Below are 18,075 nucleotides of genomic sequence, written 5' to 3'. Positions count from 1 at the left end.
TGGTGATGGCTCGCAGTCGCCACGCCACGCTGCGTGATGGCGGTCGCCGTTCGGGTGCCGACCGCGTACTCTCTTCGCCATGCGCACGCAGCGGCAGGTCGTCGACTACTCGCTACAGAAGCGAGCGCTGCTGCGTGACCTGCACAACGGCAAGATCGGGACGCTTGAGGTCTGTGACGCCTCGCCGTACCTGAAAAACGCAGCTCGGTTCCATGGTGAGCCGACCGACGAGCGCTGCCCGGTCTGCCGCCGCGACAACCTGACCTTGGTGCACTACATCTACGGCGACGAGCTGAAGCAGTCCGCCGGCCAGGCCCGCAAGCTCGCCGAGCTGCCGGTCCTGGCGATGACACTGCGTGAGTTCCAAGTCTTCGTGGTCGAGGTGTGCCAGACCTGCGCGTGGAACCATCTGATCGAGCAGTACCTGCTCGGCAGGGACGCGCTGAGCACCGACGAATCGCCAAGGGGCGCGGCGGCTGCCGCCTCGTCCGCCTCGGGCCGCCACCGCGAGACAGGGCCGTCGTCGTCACATCGCCGGGAGGGCAGACAGTGATCGCCCTCAACGTCGCTAACGTTGACGCGACCCCGACCGATACGGGCATCCAGCGCCGCGATCGGTCATTCTTGACATCCCACACGGCGGCTGCGGGGATGCAGCCCAGAATGTCCGCTTGTGGCAGTGCCGGCCGGAGCCCCTCCAGGGCTCCCCGGGCACGCCACCGCGACCGGCAGGTGTAACCGAATGAACTCGTACGGCGATCCGCAGTCTGCACGCGCCCGGGCCCGAGTGCCCGGGCCGTCCGCTGCTTCCACGCCTGACGACGACCCGTCCGGCTACGACGAACGCCCCGGGCCGGACGCGTACCGGCGCCCGGCGGGCGGCCGTGCCTCCGTCGGTGGTGCCGCGCCACGTGGCGCCGCGACCGTCGGCTCGGCCTCGGTGGGCGGACGCGCCCCCGTGGGCGCCGGCCGTGCATCGGTGGGTGCCGGGACCGGCTCGGTCGGCTCCGCCCGGGTGGGTGGTCGCGCCTCGGCCGCCGCTCCGGTCGCCGCCGTGCCGGGGCGGGCCTCGGTCGCGCGCGCCGCGGTCCGGCCGGTGTCCCCCGCGGTCGGCGGCGGACCGGGCCCGGTCGGCCCGGACGGCCGTCGTGGCGACGCCCAGAAGATCCTCACCAAGGCCGCCAAGCGGCGCCGGCGGACCAACATCCTGACCGCCGCGGCGGCCGTCGTGGTCATCCTGCTCGGTGTCGGCGTGGTCGGCGGCACCTACTTCTTCGACGACGTCGAGCTGCCGCCGCAGAAGGAAGAGGCGCAGACCAACGTCATCCTCGACGCCAAGGGCACGGTGCTGGCGAAGCTCGGCGACCAGAACCGTACGGTCGTGCCGCAGCCGAAGATCACCAAGGTCGTCCAGTACGCCGTCGCCGCCGCCGAGGACAAGAACTTCTACCGCCACAACGGCATCGACATGAAGGGCATCGTCCGCGCCGCGTGGAACAACTTCACCGGCGGCGACACCCAAGGTGCGTCGACGATCACCCAGCAGTACGCCCGGCACGCCGCTGACCTCAAGGACATCAGCTACAACCGCAAGCTCCGCGAAGCCGTCATCGCCCGCAAGCTCGAGTCCCGGTACAAAAAGGACGAGATCATGGGCATGTACCTGAACTACATCTACCTCGGTGAGGGCAGGTACGGCATCGAGGCCGCGGCGCAGGGCTACTTCGGCAAGTCGGTGCTGACCCCGGCGGGCGACAAGAACGCGATCACGCCGTACGAGGCGGCGGTCCTGGCCTCGATCATCAAGCAGCCGGAACCCACCGCCTCGCACAAGGGCTATGACCCCAACTACAACCCCGTGGCGGCCAAGGATCGCTGGGAGTACACGCTCAAGAACATGCTCGAGGAGAAGTGGATCACTCCCGAGGTGTACGCGGCGCGCAAGTACCCCAAGGTGAAGCCGGTCAGCAAGAACAGCTGCAAGACCTGTGCCGCCGACAAGCCGGTCGGCATGATCATGCGGCACGTCAACGCCGAGCTCCGCGACCTGAACATCTCCGAGGCCGAGTTCCAGCGCGGGGGCCTGACCGTCACGACGACGATCGACCCCGAAGTGCAGAAGGCGGCCGAGGAGGCCGGCTCCCGCAAGAGCCAGGAATCGCCGATGCACGACAAGCCCAAGAGCTACCAGGCGGCGGTGATCGGCATCGACCCGAGCACCGGCCGCGTGCTCGGCTACTACGGCGGCGACAATCCTGACGGCACGGACTACGGCAGCTACATGAACGGTGAGGGCACGGGGTTCAGTGGCCGTGGCCAGTCGGACGGCTCGACCAACAAGATCTACACCCTGGCCGCCGCCCTGCGCGAGAACATCTCGTTCGACACGATCTGGGACAGCACGAAGACGCGCGCCAACGGCAGGAAGATCAACAACGCCGGCGCGGATCCGGGCACGATCTGTGGCGGCAAGACCAGGAACTGTGACCTCGAGACGGCCACCGTCAAGTCGTACAACTTCCCGTTCTACTGGATCGCCGACGGCATCGGCCGGTCGAAGGTCATCGAGGCCATGCGCGACGCCGGTATCCAGCACATGTGGCCGGACGACGGTCCGGTGATCGATCTGAACAACACCGACAAGCGGACCTGGGAGAAGAACTTCGACAACGAGGTCGCCTTCGGGCAGTACCACGTCGTTCCCCTCGAGCACGCCGAGGGCGTGGCCACCATCGTGAACCAGGGCGTCCGCAACAAGGTGCACTTCATCAAGACCGTCACCTCCGTGGACCCGGACACCGGCAAGAAGAAGACCGAGAGGCAGGAGAAGCTCACCCCGAAGCGGGTCTTCGACAAGGCCCAGATGTCCGACCTCTCGGGCGTCATGGCGAAGATCCCGGCCCACGCCGGCAACACCCTGCGCAACGGCCGTCCGGCGATCGCCAAGTCCGGCACCTGGGAGTTCGACGACGGCAAGGACAACCACACCGGCAGCGGTGACACCTGGTTCGTCGGCGGCATCCCGCAGCTGGCCGCCACGGTCTGGGTCGGCGGCGCCGGCAACAAGGTCGAGCTCAAGGACGACGGCGGCGACATGTTCGGCTCCGGCACGCCGGCGGCCATCTGGGAACAGTTCATCAACTCCGTGACCAAGGCGTTGGACCTGAAGCAGGAAAGCTTCCCCGAGCGCGAACACACGGGTGACGACAACAGCCAGTACGCGAACGGCGTGGCCCCGCCCCCGCCGCCGGTGAACGACCAGCCGGACCAGAACCAGACCTGCCAGTTCCTGCCGCAGCTGTGCCAGAACAACGGTGGCAACAACGGCGGCAACAACGGCGGGAACAACGGTGGCAACAACGGCGGCGGCAACAATGGCGGAGACAACGGCGGCGGTGACAACGGCGGCCAGAACGACGGCGGCAACACCACCTTCCCGGGCCTACCCGGCGGAAATGACACCGGAACCGGCGGTGGCCAGGTAGACGGCGGCGACAACGCCGAAGACGGCGGCTGACCGCTGACGATCTGAGACAGAGCCCGTTGCCTCCGCAGGCGACGGGCTCTCCTCTCTTCCGGCCCGTGCGTCAGCGCCGCGTGCCCGACCGGCCGGTGCTGAACGACCACGGAACGGTTGAATGCGGCATGATGCGGAGTCATGAGCGTGCCTTCGCCGGACACCGACCGGACCGACCTGCCCGCCGAGTCCGACGGGTTCGTCCGCGGCCTGTCGCAGGCGATCGGCGGACCGGTCGGCGAGCACGCCGTGCCGCCGGCGGCCCGCCGCAACCGCTTCTGGACGGCGCAGCGCATCGTGCTCGCCCTGGTCTGCCTCACGCTCGCGTTCAGCTGGGTGCAGAAGTCGCCCTGCCAGGACGGCGACTGGCAGAAGAACATCCAGTACACCCGCTTCTGCTACACCGACGTGCTGGCGCTCTACTACGCGGAGGGGCTGAGCGACGGCAAGGTCCCCTACCGCGACCACCCCGTCGAGTACCCCGTGGTCACCGGCTACTTCATGGGCGCCCTCGGCCTGCCGGTGCACGCGCTCGGCAAGCGGTACCCGGAGATCAACCAGGGCAAGTGGTTCTACAACGCCAACGCGCTCGTCCTGTCGCTCCTGGCGGTGGCCTCGGCGGCGGTCATTCTCGCGCTCCGCCGCCGCCGGCCCTGGGACGCCGCCATCTTCGCGCTCTCCCCGATCCTGCTGATCACCGCGACGGTCAACTGGGACCTCCTCGCCATCGGACTGGCGATGCTCGGCCTCTACGCCTGGGCCCGCCGCAATCCGGTGGTCGCCGGCCTCCTCATCGGCCTGGGCGGCGCGGCCAAACTGTGGCCACTGTTCATCCTCGGGCCGCTGTTCGTCCTCGCCCTACGCTCGAAACGCCTCGTGGCATTCCTGATCGCCCTCGGCGGGGCGCTCTTCGCCTGGCTCGCGACGAACATCCCCGTCGCGGTCCTCTACCGGGCGAGCTGGAACCGCTTCTTCGAGCTCAACGACACCCGCCCGATCGACTGGGGCACCCTCTGGTACATCGGCCGCTACCTCGACACCAAATGGAACAGCGGCACCCCCGGCGACCAGGGCCCGTTCCAATGGCTCAGCGACCACGTCCCCACCCTCAACATCCTCACGTACGCCCTGACGATCGTCGCCTGCGCCGCGATCGGCGTACTGTGCCTGCTCGCCCCCCGCCGCCCCCGCCTTGCCCAGCTGGTCTTCCTGGTGGTGGCGGCCTTCCTCATCTTCAGCAAGGTCTGGTCCCAGCAATACGTCCTCTGGCTCCTTCCCCTGATCGTCCTGGCCCGCCCCCGCTGGGGTGCGATCATCGCCTGGACGGTCGCGGAGATCGGCTACTTCGCGGCCTTCTACGCCGAGCTCCTGGGCGCGGGCGGGAAACCGGTCATCCCTGAGGGCACGTTCGTGCTGGCGGCGGGCCTTCGACTGGTCACGGTGGCGGTGCTGTGCGGGCTGGTGATCCGGGAGGTCTGGCGGCCGGAGCTCGACGCGGTGCGCCACACGTACGCGGACGACCCGGACGGCGGAGTTCTGGACCATGCGCCGGATGCGGGGTGGGTTGTTGCGCTGCGGCGGGTGTTCCACTTGGAGCACGGGCGGGGGAAGGACGGGGTCGCGGTAGATGGCACGCCCCCGCCTGCACCGGTGGTAACGGCGGTCGGCGGAAGCTGACGCGGTCGTTGCGTCGCGCCCAGGGTGTGTCGCGTCCAGCACGCCTCGCGCGCGGGACGCGTCGTGCGCGTCGTGCGCTGCCCGGCGTGCTTCGCCGGTTTCCTCGCTGGCACGCGGCACCAGGTGACCCCAACCCCACAGCGTGCGGAGCCGTCAGCTCAGGCGGAACAGCACCGAGTCGTCGTCGAGGTCCTCGCGGGTGATGCCGAGCGCGTCGACCGGGAGATCCCCCGCGCGTTCCCACGGCGTACCCGCGGCTTCGGATCTCAGCAGTAGCACCGTGCCGACGCCCAGCGTGCGCAGATATTGCACGCTCGTCGCGTCCGGGAAGGTCGCGACCGACCGTCGCAGCTCCGATTGGCGGCTCGGCGCGAATCCGCCGCCGCCGTTGGCCAGTTCCTGGAAGCGGGTGGTCGACCAGAGCATGACGGTCTGGTCGCTCAGCGCCGCGGTGGGCAGGACAAGCATCGGGCCGGTCACGGTACGCATCTCCGCCGGCTGGGCGGGGACTACCGGGTGAGCGGTGGCGTTCCAGGTCTCGCCCAGGATCAGCAGCAATGGTACGAACGTGGTCAGGCGCAGCCACGGCCCCGGCCACGGCGGCATCCGCGAAGCGGCGAGGTGCTCGGCGCGCCGGACGAACTCGGCCACCGCCCCCGCGGCGAGTATCGCCAGGAACAGCGTCACCCACAGCATCAGCCGCCCCGGGATGCGGACGCCGAAGGATCCGGGCAGGTGGCCGAAGAGCGGGAGATATGTCCAGCGTCCGTCGAGGACCGTGGCGCCGAGCGTGAAGACGGCGCTGACCAGTACGGCGGCGAGCAGGATCAAGCGGTGCCACATGCGCCAGACGGAGAAGACCAGTCCGACGAGCGCCAGCGCGTAGAGGACGAAACCCGGCAGGAGCGTCATCTCCGCGGGCCACGCCAGCGACTGCCGCGCCACGGCGTGGGGTGCGCCCCAGATGCGCGACTCCGCTGGGCCGATGAGCAGGCTGCGGACCGGGGGCGAGAAGAACGCGATCTCCGTACCCGCGGGCGCAGTGTCCCCCACCCGCAGGTAAGGCACCGCGATGAGCGCGCCCACCCCCGCGACGATCAACATCCCGAGCAGGTCGGTGATGAGCAACCGCCAGCCCAGTACAGGCGAGCGCCGGCGCAACCGCCGCAGCAGCACGGCGAATCCGACGACCAGGGCCAGCGCGGCCAACACGTATGCGAACGGCAAGCCGAGCGAGAACCCCAGGCTGAGCTGCCACGTGGCAACGACCCAGCCGCCCGCGGCCCACCCCGCGTGTCGGCGGTCGGGGCGGAAGCCGTACCGCATGGACCAGCCGTGCCCACGCGCCAGCATCGCGAGCGCCAGCGGGATCCCCCCGGCCGAGATGATGTCGAGGTGTCCCTCCTGGGCGAGCCGCCACGGCGCGTACGCGAAGGCGACCGCCCCGACGATCGCACCGGTCCGCCCGGCGCCGAGCTGACGCACCAGGGCATATCCGCCGACGGCCAGCAGGGCGTGGGCGAGCACGAAGAGAACGTTGTACCGCAGCACGGCGGCGAGCGGCCCGCTGCCGATCATCCCGGCCGGCGCGTACCCGAGCAGACTGCTCCCGAAGGCGAAGCTGTAGCGCTCGGGGTAGAAGGCGTTGGCCTGCCACAGGCGCGCGGGTTCGGTGATCAGCACATGCCCGGCCCAGGAGACCTGCCACGCCTGCCGAGCGGGATCCCAGACGTCCTGCGGAACGGTGTGCACCGGGTAGCGCAGGGCGGGCCACGTCAGCGCCACGGCGAGCAGGAGAGAGCCGTAGATGACGAGGGCGTACTCGTGGATGAGGCCGCGGCCGGCCACCCGCAGAATCCGGCGGATGCGGCCGGGCTGGCGGTCGGTGGTCTGAGCGAAGGCAGTCCAGGGATCGGGTGGTGCGCCGGGCGGGCGGGTGGACGGCAGTGCAGATTTCCGCCGCCGGAACCGGCTCGTAGGAGCGGCTGCCGCACCGGCCTCGGCGTCCGCGCCGTCGACCTCGGGGTCCGCGCCGTCGGGTTTGGTATTCGCGTCGCCGGCTTTGGAGTCCGCGCCGTCGGGCTTGGCAGCGGCGAGGGCGGCCTTGGCGTCGGCCGTGGTGGTCTTGGCGTCGCCTGCGTCCGCCTTGGTGCCGGTGGCGTCCGCGTGGGCAGGCTTCGCGACGTCCGGCTTGGCTCCGTCGCCGACGGCCTTGGCCGGCTCGTGCTCACCGTGCTCGGCGATCGCGGACACAGCTGCCGGTGATTCGCCCACCGTCCCGGCGGACCGGGGTGGCACCGCCGGCCGCAGACTGGGCGGAGCGCCCGCCGCACCGGCCGCCTTCCCGCCACGTCCCCTACGCAGCCCAGCCCACCGCCGAAGTCTGGGCCGATCCCCAGAAGCTCCCACGACCGCGGCAACCTCGCCACCAGAAGTCCCGGGAGCGGACCGCCCGGCGCTAGTCCCGGGCGACTCGGCCGCCGAGGAGCCAATGCCGGCCGATCCGGCCGCGACCGGATCGGCTCGGGCCTCGGGCGATCCGGCCCCGGTCGGCCCGCCCGTCCCGGTCCCGGCGGGCTCGGCGTCGGGCGACCCCGCCCCGACCCCGGCAGATCCGACCCCGGCCGCACCCTCAGGGGCGCCGACCTGCGGTTGCTCGGTCGTCATCCCGCTCCCTCGTACCGCCCGCGCTTCGCGCGGGACCGGTTCAGCTGCCTGCCCGCTCCCGCAACAGAGCGATGTCCGCGGCCTGGCCCTCCGTCCCGCCGGGGGTCTCGACGATTGCCGGGGCTCCCGCCGCTCGGATGGCCGCGACGACCAGGTCTGGGTCGATCTTGCCATTGCCGAGGTTGTCGTGCCGGTCACGACCCGAGTCGAAAGTGTCTTTGGAGTCGTTGGCGTGGATCAGATCGATGCGGCCGGTGATCGCCTTGACTCTGTCCACGATGCCCAGTAGTTCCTCGCCGCCCGCATGGGCGTGGCACGTGTCAAGGCAGAATCCCGCGCCGAACTCGCCGATCGCGTCCCAGAGGCGGGCGAGGTTGTCGAAGCGGCGGGCCATCGCGTTGTCGCCGCCCGCCGTGTTCTCGATCAGGATGGGGAGCGGGAGGCCGCCTTCCTTTTCCGCGTACGCAAAAGTCTTGCGCCAGTTGTCGAAACCGACCGCGAGGTCGTCGCCGGCGTTGACGTGACCGCCGTGGACGATCAGCGCGCGGGCGCCGATGGCGGCCGCCGCCCGGGCGTGCGTGAGCAGGAGTTTGCGGCTGGGGATGCGGATGCGGTTGTTCAATGTGGCCACGTTGATCACATAGGGCGCGTGGACGTAGATGTCCACGTCGGACGCTCGCAGCGCCTCCTTGTCGGGCCGCTCGGCCGGGGATTTCCAGCCCTGCGGATCGGCCAGGAAGAACTGGACCGCGTCGGCGCTGCGGGCGGCGGCTGCGTCGAGGGGGTCGGCGGGGTCGACATGGGCTCCGATGCGCATGGACCGAGCCTACGACGTGGGTACGACGCTCACCCTTCGTCGCTGGGTGGACACCGTACGCGTCACCGCCCGGAACAAGGTGTCGTTAATCAGGGGTATTGCACCGAGACCGGGGAGATGGTGGCATGTCACGGCAAGTCCGACATCGGATGACGGCGATCGTGCTGGGCGGGTTCCTGCTGGGCGCGGCCGTCGTCACGACGGGTACGGCGAGTGCCGAGCAGGTCGACGAGGCAGGCCGCCAGGTCGTCTTCGCGGGCGGGGGGATGCTGGGCCTGTCCTGCCGGTCCACGCCCTCGGTGGGCTCGATGACCGTACCCGCGGAAAGCACCGTACGGGTGGTCAACCGCACGGGTCACGGCGCCAAGCTCCTGCTCAACGGCGCCTCGAAGGGTTCCATCCCGGACGACGGTGCGACCGAGGTGGTCTTCCGGCGCGGGACGACCGCCGTCACCCTCGATCCCACCTGCGCGGTGGCCGATCAGGCGACGCCGGTGCTGGTCACGGCCACGCCGTCGCCCACCGGGATGCCCAATCCGGTGCCGTCGCCCACCGGCGGTGCCGTCGGCGGCGGCAGTGCGGGACCTTCGCAGCCGGGTTCGTCGCCGACTTCCGGCGGTGGCTCCTCGCAGCCGGGTTCCGGCCCTCCCGCGACCACGCAAAACCCGCCGACTTCCGGCGCCGGCAATCCGGTTACCGCGCCGGCCGGTGGGCCGCGCCCCACGGTCATCGCCGATCATGCCGCGGCCGGGGGTGCCGGGTCCATGCCGCAGGGCGGCGCTGCTCCGCGGGTCAAGACCAAGGTCATGAGGGGTACGGCGGGAGCCGGCGTACCGGCGTTCTCGGGCATGCCGCCGGGTGACGACAAGACGGTGCTCGACGACGTACCCGCGGTGGATCTGGCCACCACCGGGGCCCTGCCCGGGCAGCAGACCGTGCCGGCGTCGGAGATGGCGGCCGCGGAGCCGGTCGCGGCGATGCGGCCGATGGCGGACCCCCGGCCGATCGGTCTGCTCGCGATCGTCGCCGCGGTGTGCGTGCTCGGCGTCGCCGTCGGGGCAATTCGGGCAATCGTGTCGCAACGTGCATCTCGGGCAATTGTCGCGTAGACTGTTTCCACAAGCTCCGCGGGGCGGCCGTTCCAACCTCATCGGTGTGGTCGTTCCTCCCCAGGTCCCACCCAGCTGAATGCGGACCGGGCGCCCCGCGGCTCCACGAAAGTGAGCCCCGTCCACCGACGGGGCTCTCTTTTTGGTTGCCCAGCTCGCCACGGGTATGCTGGCTCGGTTCGCAGCATCGGCCGTGGGACAACTGCCCACGGTTTTCTTCTGCGACAGACACAAGACCTCCTGCCACGGAGAGACCGTGGCCGTCAAGCCCACAGGAGGTGAGAACGTCTTGCGTCATTACGAACTCATGGTGATCCTCGACCCTTCGCTCGAGGAGCGCACCGTCGCCCCGTCGCTCGACACGTACCTGAACGTGATCCGGACCGCGGGCGGCTCTGTCGAAAAGCTCGACGTGTGGGGCCGGCGCCGGCTCTCGTTCGAGATCAACAAGAAGTCCGAGGGCATCTACGCCGTCGTGGACCTGCAGGCGACGCCCGAGGCCGTGGCGGAGCTGGACCGTCAGCTGCGGCTCAACGAGTCCATCCTGCGTACCAAGGTCATCCGGCCGGAGACCCGCTGACCCTCGTTTTTGTCGTAGGGCTCTGAGAGCCTGTGCGCGAACGAGAGAAGCGGCGAGGAGAAGATCATGGCAGGAGAAACCACCATCACGGTCGTCGGCAACTTGACCGACGACCCTGAGCTGCGCTTCACCCCTTCGGGTGCGGCAGTCGCCAAGTTCCGCATCGCTTCGACGCCGCGGACCTTGGACAAGCAGTCGGGCGAGTGGAAAGACGGCGAGCCACTCTTCCTCGCGTGCAACATCTGGCGTGACGCCGCCGAGCACGTCGCCGAGTCGCTGCAGCGTGGCGCTCGGGTGATCGTGCAGGGCCGGCTGCGCCAGCGGTCTTACGAGACCCGCGAGGGCGAGAAGCGCACCGTCTACGAGCTCGAGGTCGACGAGATCGGCCCGTCCCTGCGCTACGCCACGGCGAAGGTGCAGAAGATGAGCAGGTCCGGCGGGGCCGGCGGCGGCTTCGGCGGCGGTGGCGGTGGTGGTGGCAACCGGCAGTCCAGCGGTGGCAGCGGCGGTGGGGGCGGCAACAACTCCTCCTTCGACGACCCGTGGGCGACGGCGGCCCCGGCCTCCGGCGGCAACCGCTCCGGCGGTGGCGGCGGCAGCTCCTCTTTCGACGACGAGCCTCCCTTCTAAGCCCCGTCACGGGCTTTCTTGAGTTCAGGAGTTAGAGCAATGGCTAAGGCTGCGGCACTGCGCAAGCCGAAGAAGAAGGTGAACCCGCTCGACAAGGACGGGATCACCTACATCGACTACAAGGACACCGCACTGCTGCGGAAGTTCATCTCCGACCGCGGCAAGATCCGTGCCCGCCGCGTCACCGGTGTGACCTCCCAGCAGCAGCGGCAGATCGCCCGCGCGGTCAAGAACGCCCGTGAGATGGCGCTCCTGCCGTACACGGCCACGGCGCGCTGAGGGGAGGCACCAAGATGAAGATCATCCTCACCCAGGAGGTGTCGGGCCTCGGCACCCCCGGCGACATCGTCGAGGTCAAGAACGGCTACGGCCGCAACTACCTGCTCCCGCAAGGCTTCGCGATCCAGTGGAGCAAGGGCGCCGAGAAGCAGGTCACGGTCATCAAGCGGGCGCGCGACGCCCGCGAGATCCGCGACCTGGGCCAGGCCAACGAGGTCAAGGGCCAGATCGAAGGCCTCAAGGTCACGCTGACGGCGCGCTCCGGCAACGGCGGCCGCCTGTTCGGCTCGATCACCCCGGCCGAGATCGTCGACGCGGTCAAGTCCGCCGGCGGCCCGTCGCTGGACCGTCGCCGCCTCGAGCTCCCGGGTCACATCAAGACCACGGGCTCGTACCCGGTCAAGGTCAAGCTGCACCCCGAGGTGACCGCGACGTTCCCGGTGAACGTCGTCGCCGCCAAGTAACAACAGCTCTGAGAGAAGGCGCGTCACCCCTTGAGGGTGGCGCGCCTTTTCCATATACGGCGCCACCCGCAGGCCTCCCGCACAGTGCCCGAAGCCGTCAGGGCCGACGTCGGCGGTCATCGGCCGGGTCCTGTCGTTGGGCCGCTCGCCCCGCAGGCCGCCATCGGCGCGCGCTCTTCGTCGGCTCGCGGTGAGTACGTCCGGCTCTCGATGAGCCTCCGGCGCCATCAAGCGAGGTTCCCGGATTGACTTGTCCCGTGGGCCCGGGATTTGCTCGTCAGCTGAGGGATTGGCCGGTGATCGCCGAGGTCAGGACGGTGGCTAGCCCGCCGCCCATCACCGCCGCCGCCAGGCCGACGCTGGCCGCCTTCCAGGAGCCGCTCGCCCAGCGCAGGCCGACCGCCACCAGCATGCTCAGCACCAGCGACAGGCCGAACTGCGGTGCCGCGCCCGCGAGCGTGCTGAGCGCGTGGGCCTGCTGGGTGCCGTTCAGCACCAGCATGTAGAGCACGAAGAGCACTACTGGCACGCCGTACCAGACGACGGTGTAGCCCACCGCCGCCAGCGGACCACCGGTGTCCTCCTCCAGCTCCTCTTCCGGCTCCAGCAGATCGTTCTGCCGTGCCGTCGACGCCGCGAACGTGCTCACGGGGCGGCGCTCGTACGTCCCCGCGGACGAGGCCATGACCGCGCCCTTCGGCGGCCAGACCGTGTCCGGGGGGTCCTGCCAGCTCGTACCCGTACGCTGAATGACCTCCGTGAGGCCCTCGGACGCCGAATTCGCGGCCGGCACCTTGACCGACGCGGACGCCCCGTTCTTCGACGGCGGCCGGAACGGGACGAAATCGCTCGTGCCGAAGCGCCGTGACTCCCCGTCCGCGAGGGCGCTCTCTGCGTTGAGCTCGCGCCGCCAGTCGTCGGTGCGGCTCCCGCGGTAGGCCGCGCCCCTGGTCGCCTGGTCGCGCTCGGCCTGCTGCCACGCCGGCTGACGGATCTCCGTGGCGTCGCCCGCGGTCGGTGCCTCACCCGTCTCGGCTCGCAGCTGACTACGCCAGGATTCGGTACGGGCCTCGGCCTGCGCCTCGGGTCGCCAGGCGCCCGGCTGTGCCGAGGTGGGACGGGCCGCGCCCCCACCGGGCTGCGACGACACCGACCGGGCTGTGCCGCCGGGTGCTGATGACACGGACCGGGTTGCGCCATCGGGCTGCGACGAGACCGGCCGTGCAGTGCTGTCGGGCTGGGACGAGACCGGCCGGGCGGTGCGGTGCGGCCGCGACGAGACCGGCCGCGTGGCGGAGCCGGACTGTGCGGCAAAACCGGGCTGTGCGGAGCCGCCGGGCTGCCCGGAGGCGCGGCGGCTGGGGCCGGCGGGCGGGGAGGACGCTGGGCGGTCGTCGGCGGGGTCGGCGTACTCCGGGCGGTCGGTGTTCCAGGCGGCCGACGCCGGTCCGGCTTCGAGTTCGCGGGCCCGGCCGTTGACGGGCCGGGTCGGAGGCTCATCGAGGTCGTCCGCCCACCGGGCAGGCCGTTCGTCGTCGCGGCGGTACACCTCGGGGTCGAGCGGGGCCTCCGCCCGCGCCCCGATCTGCAGCGGTCCGTCCGGGGCGCGGCGCCGACCGCCACCGCTCGCGTCGTCCTGGGCGTGGCGGCGGCGGGCGGTCTCGTCCTCGCTCCGGCGCGACTCGCCGCTCTCGATGGCGAGCGGGCCACCGGGGACGTTGTCGTCCGGGCGTGCGCGACGGCGGCGGCGAGGGCGGGGTTCGTCGTCTCGGTCGTCCTCGTCGTCTTCGTCTTCGTCGACCTCGGCGCGGTGCCACTGCCCGGTGTCCGAGTCACGCAGCCAGACGTCCGATTCCGGGTCGCGCTGCCAATTGCCGGACTCCAGCTCGCGCTGCCAGCTGGTGTCGGGCTCGCGCCTGCGGGCGTACGCGGCGGCGCCGTCTCGGCGGGACATGCCGGCGCCGCGCTGGGCGTCCAGGCCACGACGCGGTTCGCGCTGGCTTTCGGGGCCGCGCGGGCGGGCGGGGCGGCGGCCGCGGGTTTCCTCGGGGTCGCGTTGCCAGGAGCCGGTGTCCGTACGGCCCTGGCGAGCTCCCGACTCGATCTCGCGCCTGTCGTCGCGTTGGTCGGGGTCGCGTTGCCAGGATCCGGTGTCGCGGGGGTCCTGGCGTGGCCGGGAGCCGGTGTCGCGCGGGTCTTCGCGCTGCCAGGAGCCGGTGTCTTCGCCTCGGCCGGGGTCGCGCTGCAGCGAGCCGGTGTTGTCGCGCCGGTCCGGGTCGTGCTGCCAGGAGCCGGTGTCCGAGCGGTCGGCACGGCTGCGCCGGCCGCCGTCGCGGGGGTCGCGGCCGGTGTCGGGGTCGCGCTGCCAGGAGCCCGTGTCGGTACGGCTCTGCCAGCCGCCGTCGCGCGGTTGCAACGGCAGCGGGATCACGCCGGTCTCGGAGGCGCTCTGGGCCCAGGGGTCGGACGGCGGTCCGGGCTCGGGGTCGCGCTGCCAGGAGCCGGTGTCGCGCCGGCCGTCCCGGGAGCCGCGCGCCTGGTCGCCGCTGCGCCAGGCGTCTCCGGGCTCCGAGGTACGCCAGGCGTCTCCGGGCTCCGAGGTGCGCCAGCCGTCGGTACGCGGGCCGCCGTCCCGGGCTTCGTCCGCGCGCCGGCCGTCGCCCGGCTGCTGGGTGCGCCAGCTGTCGGAGCGCGCGCCGCCGGCTTCGTCTGCGGGGCGCCAGTCGCCGGAGCGTGGGCCGCGGCCTTCGTCCGTCGGTTCCGCGCCGCGCCAGGGCTCCGCGGTGCGCCGGCCGTCGGTAGTCGGGGGGCCGCTCTGCCAGCCGTTCGTGCAGCCGTTCGTGGTCGAGCTCGCCCGCCAGCTGTCCGCCGCCGGCGGGGACGCGTCGCCGCGCCAGTTCGGGTTGTCGGTTACCGGGTCCTGGAACGCCGGGATGCTTCCCGTGTCGGTGTGCCCCGCCCAGTGGTCGGCGTCCGACCGGGCCGTCCAGCCCGTACCTCCGCTCGTACGGGATCCGGGTTCTGAAGACCGGCGGCGGCCCGCCGAGCGCGACCCGTCGTCGAGACCGCCCTGGCCGGCGGCCGACTCGCGGCGCCATTGCGCACGGTCGTCCTCGCGGACGAGGTGGCGGCCGTCGTCGAACCGGTTTCCCGTGGGCGGGCCGGGTTGGGGATTTTGCCAGCTGGGCGAGCTTTCCGGAGCGCCGATCTCCGGGGGTCCGGAACGGGCGGACTCGGTGAACTGCTGCCAGCTCGGGCGGCTGTCCCACGAGGGACGCGAGCGGGGTGCGTCGGCCGGCTGCGGCCAGGACTGTCCGGGGGTCTCCCACGGCGGCGTCGGCGGGGCGGTCGGCGGCGCGGTGAACTGCTGCCAGCTCGGCCGCTCCTCGACGCGGTGCCAGCTCGGGGCGGCGTCCGCGGGACGTTGCGGGTCGGCCGAGCGCTGCCAATCCCCCGGACGCCGGCCGTCGGCGGGGAACTGCCCGTCGGCCGGACGTTGCCCGTCAGCCAGACGTTGCGCCTCAGCCAGACGTTGCGCCTCAGCCGAGCGTTGCGCCTCAGCCGAGCGTTGCCATGACGGGGCTGCGTCGGCCGGGCGCTGCTGCCACGCGGCGGCCGCGTCGGCGGGACCCTGCTGCCAGGACGGGGACGCGTCGCCGGGGCGCTGTTGCCACGGTGGGGCTGCGTCTGCGGGGCGTTGCTGCCAGGAGGGCGCGTCCGCCGGGCGTTGCTGCCAGGAGGGCGTGTCGGTGGATGGCGGCTGCCAGGACGGCGTGTCGGCCGCCGGTTGCTGCCAGCTGGGGGTCGCCGAGGTGGACGTCGGGTCGGCCGAGTCGGGAGTCGGCCAGGCGGTGCCCGAGATGGCCGGCAAGCGGGTCGGTGGCTCGGTCGCGGGGGGTGTCGCGCCGTCGGCGTCGCCCGCCTGCCATGCCTCGGTCGTCTGGCGCCAGCCGTGCCGGCCCGAGGCGGAGCGCCATTCGGTCGTCTGGCGCCAGTGGGCGCTGTCGCTGGTGGCGCGCCACTCCGCGGTGGACGTACGCCATCCGACGCCGTCCGCCGGAACCGGCGGCCTGCCGGTCGCCGCGACGTCGGACCACCGGCTCACCGTGCCGGGATTGGACCTTTCGACCGCTTGATCCTCGTTCTTCGCCCAGGCCTCGGCGCGCAACGACCATGCGACAGCCTCGGGAATGGGCTGCATGCTGCCGGTGTCAGTCACGGATCCCGTGCCCCAGACGGTGGCACCGGGCTCAACGATCTGGGACGAATCAGGACTTTCCGGGCTCTGAGTGGGTGGCCAAGGGTCAGCGCCGCTCCTTTCCCGCGGCAGGCGGGCGCCGTAGTCCCACTCCCGTTGGTCCACCTGAAAAGCGTGCCGTGCGTTCCGCCGATCTGCAACGCCCTAGGGCGATGGCTTCGTCACGAGCGGCACCTTTTTATTCTCTCCACACCATGGGGACGGTGAAATCGCAGCTCAAAGCGGCGCAACGGGACGTCTGCCCCAGCGTTATACACAGGCTGTGCACAAGACGGCGCACAGGACGGGCGCCGTTGTCCACAGGTTGTCCCGAGGCTCGTCCACCGGCCCGCTTGGGCCGATGACGTGCTGGTTCGTATGGTTACCCGCGCCGGATCACGCCCTCGGGCCGCTCCGGCCCGGTCGTCCAGCTTTCGGGGGGCTTCTTCGGTCACGGTCACCCGGCCGGGAGCGCACTCACCCGAAAGTGTCATACCCAGGTTGTTTGATCGACTCGGGGGTTCGGCCGGCGGGCTCCGGGTCCGGCGGAAGAGTGACGTCCGGCCGACTCGGCGGGGCGTCGGGTGCGAGGCGCTGAGCCGGTCCGGTCGGGCCGGAGGCGGGCACCGCAGGCGAGAAGGGGGAGGTCGGAGTGTCGATCACCGATGACGCACGACCGGAGTCCCGGCCGCAGTCTCCCGGCGCACGTCCGGGCGGCGGACGACCCCCCGGCGGCGGTGGGTCCGGCCATGGCGACGGCGGTTTCGACAAGACGCCGCCCCAGGACATCGCCGCCGAGCAGAGCGTGCTCGGCGGCATGCTGCTGTCCAAGGACGCCATCGCCGACGTCGTGGAGATCCTCAAGACCCAGGATTTCTACCGCCCGGTGCACGCCACGATCTACGACATCATTCTTGACCTGTACGGCCGGGGCGAACCCGCCGACGGAGTCACGGTGGCGGCGGCGCTGGCGGACTCCGGCGACCTCCAGCGCATCGGCGGCGTGCCGTACCTGCACACCCTGATCGAGAGCGTCCCCACCGCGGCCAACGCCTCGTACTACGCCCGCATCGTCTCCGAACGTGCGGTCCTGCGCCGCCTCGTCGAGGCCGGGACCAAGATCGTGCAGCTCGGGTACGGCGCCGGCGGCAACGGCGGGCGCGACGTCGACGACATCGTCGACCTGGCCCAGCAGGCGATCTACGACGTCACCGAGAAGCGGGTCAGCGAGGACTTCGCCGCGCTGGGTGACATGCTCCAGCCGACCCTGGACGAGATCGAGGCCGTCGGCGCCCAGGGCGGCGTGATGTCCGGCGTACCGACAGGGTTCTCCGACCTTGATCGGCTCCTCAACGGCCTGCACCCGGGCCAGCTGATCATCGTGGCGGGCCGCCCCGGTCTGGGCAAGTCGACCGTGAGCATGGACTTCGCCCGCAACGCCGCCATCCGCAGCAACTGCGCCAGCGCCATCTTCTCGCTCGAAATGAGCAAGATCGAGATGGTCATGCGCCTGCTTTCGGCGGAGGCCCGCGTGCCCCTGCACACCCTGCGCTCAGGCCAGCTCTCCGACGACGACTGGACCAAACTCGCCCGCCGCATGGGCGAGATCAGCGAGGCACCCATCTTCGTCGACGACACCCCGAGCATGAACCTGATGGAGATCCGCGCCAAGGCCCGCCGCCTCAAACAGCGCCACAACCTGAAGCTCCTGGTGATCGACTACCTCCAGCTGATGACCTCGCCGAAACGTACGGAAAGCCGCCAGCAAGAGGTCGCCGACCTGTCCCGAGGCCTGAAGCTGCTGGCCAAGGAGATCGAATGCCCGGTGATCGCGGTCAGCCAGCTGAACCGAGGCCCGGAACAACGTACGGACAAGCGCCCCCAGCTGTCCGACCTCCGCGAATCCGGCTCCATCGAGCAGGACGCGGACGTGGTCCTGCTCCTGCACCGCGACGACTACTACGACAAGGAATCACCGAGGGCGGGCGAGGCGGACTTCATCGTGGCGAAGCACCGTAACGGCCCGACCGACACGGTGACGGTGGCGGCACAACTCCACCTGTCGCGCTTCGTGGACATGGCCATCGTCTAGCCGTCT

Annotated in this window: 12 protein-coding genes; 9 read left to right on the top strand and 3 right to left on the bottom strand. The window is 71.0% G+C overall.

Annotated features, from left to right (window positions below; all coding sequences use genetic code 11):
- The first annotated feature begins 79 nt into the window (after positions 1-79).
- The 3 genes from AB0368_RS18145 to AB0368_RS18135 all read left to right on the top strand — a co-directional run bounded on the left by AB0368_RS18145 (position 80) and on the right by AB0368_RS18135 (position 5,194).
- A complete protein-coding gene (locus AB0368_RS18145) occupies positions 80-553 on the top strand; it encodes a DUF5318 domain-containing protein (protein WP_366155023.1) in 474 nt (157 codons plus the stop codon).
- Positions 554-742: 189 nt separating this feature from the next.
- Positions 743-3,517, top strand: coding sequence for a transglycosylase domain-containing protein (locus AB0368_RS18140; protein ID WP_366155022.1), 2,775 nt, complete (start codon positions 743-745; stop codon positions 3,515-3,517).
- A 141-nt stretch (positions 3,518-3,658) separates the two neighbouring features.
- The gene (locus AB0368_RS18135) at positions 3,659-5,194 is read left to right on the top strand and encodes a glycosyltransferase 87 family protein (protein WP_366155021.1); all 1,536 of its coding nucleotides are present in this window, start codon (positions 3,659-3,661) and stop codon (positions 5,192-5,194) included.
- 153 nt (positions 5,195-5,347) lie between these two features.
- Here the strand turns inward: AB0368_RS18135 and AB0368_RS18130 are convergent, their stop codons facing one another.
- Both AB0368_RS18130 and AB0368_RS18125 read right to left on the bottom strand, forming a co-directional pair.
- On the bottom strand, positions 5,348-7,447 hold the full coding sequence (locus AB0368_RS18130) for a hypothetical protein (RefSeq protein ID WP_366155020.1): 2,100 nt from the start codon (positions 7,445-7,447) through the stop codon (positions 5,348-5,350).
- A gap of 454 nt (positions 7,448-7,901) precedes the next feature.
- Entirely contained in the window at positions 7,902-8,678 is a 777-nt protein-coding gene (locus AB0368_RS18125; protein ID WP_366155019.1) for a deoxyribonuclease IV, read from the bottom strand.
- Between the two features lie 125 nt (positions 8,679-8,803).
- Here AB0368_RS18125 and AB0368_RS18120 point away from each other — a divergent pair, with 125 nt between their 5' ends.
- The 5 genes from AB0368_RS18120 to rplI all read left to right on the top strand — a co-directional run bounded on the left by AB0368_RS18120 (position 8,804) and on the right by rplI (position 11,740).
- Positions 8,804-9,787, top strand: a complete 984-nt coding sequence (locus tag AB0368_RS18120) for a hypothetical protein (RefSeq protein WP_366155018.1) — start codon at positions 8,804-8,806, stop codon at positions 9,785-9,787.
- A gap of 289 nt (positions 9,788-10,076) precedes the next feature.
- Positions 10,077-10,367, top strand: coding sequence for a 30S ribosomal protein S6 (gene rpsF, locus AB0368_RS18115; protein WP_106128737.1), 291 nt, complete (start codon positions 10,077-10,079; stop codon positions 10,365-10,367).
- A gap of 66 nt (positions 10,368-10,433) precedes the next feature.
- Positions 10,434-10,997, top strand: a complete 564-nt coding sequence (locus AB0368_RS18110) for a single-stranded DNA-binding protein (protein WP_366155017.1) — start codon at positions 10,434-10,436, stop codon at positions 10,995-10,997.
- 39 nt (positions 10,998-11,036) lie between these two features.
- Positions 11,037-11,276 (top strand): 30S ribosomal protein S18, encoded by a 240-nt coding sequence (gene rpsR, locus AB0368_RS18105; protein ID WP_007073789.1) that lies wholly within the window; start codon positions 11,037-11,039, stop codon positions 11,274-11,276.
- 14 nt (positions 11,277-11,290) lie between these two features.
- Entirely contained in the window at positions 11,291-11,740 is a 450-nt protein-coding gene (rplI, locus tag AB0368_RS18100) for a 50S ribosomal protein L9 (RefSeq protein ID WP_366155016.1), read from the top strand.
- 277 nt (positions 11,741-12,017) lie between these two features.
- Here rplI and AB0368_RS18095 read toward each other — a convergent pair whose 3' ends face one another.
- Positions 12,018-15,959, bottom strand: a complete 3,942-nt coding sequence (locus AB0368_RS18095; protein ID WP_366155015.1) for a hypothetical protein — start codon at positions 15,957-15,959, stop codon at positions 12,018-12,020.
- Between the two features lie 670 nt (positions 15,960-16,629).
- Here AB0368_RS18095 and dnaB point away from each other — a divergent pair.
- A complete protein-coding gene (dnaB, locus tag AB0368_RS18090) occupies positions 16,630-18,069 on the top strand; it encodes a replicative DNA helicase (protein ID WP_366155014.1) in 1,440 nt (479 codons plus the stop codon).
- The last annotated feature ends 6 nt before the right edge of the window (positions 18,070-18,075 follow it).

This window comes from Actinoplanes sp. NPDC051475, assembly GCF_040689425.1.
GTDB lineage: Bacteria > Actinomycetota > Actinomycetes > Mycobacteriales > Micromonosporaceae > Actinoplanes.
Note: the sequence above shows the minus strand (reverse complement) of the source record. Positions and strands in the feature narration are given on the sequence as shown.